1 protein-coding gene is annotated in these 1052 nt (G+C 64.5%); it reads left to right on the top strand.

The genetic code is table 11. The annotated features are described in order from the left end of the window. On the top strand, positions 1–1052 hold a 1052-nt coding region (locus tag HX846_RS01275), incomplete at both ends, for a DUF2339 domain-containing protein (RefSeq protein WP_256739754.1).

Genomic DNA, 1052 nt, shown 5'->3' with positions numbered 1-1052 from the left:
CAGCCATTGCCGGCTGATGTGTGGCGGGCCGAACCGAGCGCGAAAATCCCTGAACAGCCTGCCGCGCCTGCGGTGCCTCGCGGCCCCAACTTTATCGAGCGCGCAATCAGCGGTGCCCGCAACTGGCTGTTCGGTGGCAACACCGTGCTGCGGGTCGGCGTGGTGTTGTTGTTCCTCGGCCTGGCTTTCCTGCTGCGCTATGCCACTGAAGGCATGGTGGTGCCAATCGAGTTGCGTTACGCAGGTGTCGCCGGTTGCGCATTGGCACTGCTGGGCCTGGGTTGGTGGCTGCGGCTGCGCAACAGTAATTACGGGTTGATGCTGCAGGGCACCGGCATTGCGGTGTTGTACCTCACGGTGTTCGCCGCGATGCGCCTGCACCCGTTGCTCGACCCCGGCGCGGCACTCGGCTTGCTGGTGGCGGTCACCGTTTTCTCGGCGATCCTGGCGATTACCCAGGACGCCCTCGGCCTGGCCTGCGCTGCTGCACTCGGCGGTTTTGCGGCACCGATCCTCACGTCCACCGGCGCCGGCAACCATGTGGCGCTGTTCAGCTATTTCGCCCTGCTCAACGCAGGCATTCTCGCCATCGCCTGGTTCAAGGCCTGGCGCCTGCTCAATTTGATCGGCTTTGTCGGCACCTTCGGCATCGGCTTCGCCTGGGGCATGCGCTCCTATACACCGGAGCTGCTGTGGAGCACCGAGCCGTTCCTGATTCTATTTTTCCTGATGTACCTGGGCATCGGCCTGTTGTTCGCCCGGCGCAAGTTGCTGGAGATGCGCGACGCGCCGGACGATGACAGCCGTGGCGCGTTGCTGCGCTGGTCGGCGGCCAAGGGCGATTATGTCGACGGCAGCATGCTGTTCGGTCCGCCGTTGGTGGGCTTCGGTTTGCAGTTTGCGCTGGTGCAGCACCTGGAATTTGCCGCTGCGTTCAGCGCGCTGGCCCTGGGCATCATCTATATGGGCCTGGCTCGTTTGCTGAGTGGCGGGCGCGCCTTGCTGCTGGCGGAAACATGCCTGGCGCTGGGTGTGATCTTCGCCAGCCTGGC

Source organism: Pseudomonas sp. K5002, assembly GCF_013386655.1.
Lineage (GTDB): Bacteria > Pseudomonadota > Gammaproteobacteria > Pseudomonadales > Pseudomonadaceae > Aquipseudomonas.
The sequence above is the reverse complement of the archived record's forward strand: the minus strand, read 5'-3'. Positions and strand labels throughout refer to the sequence as shown.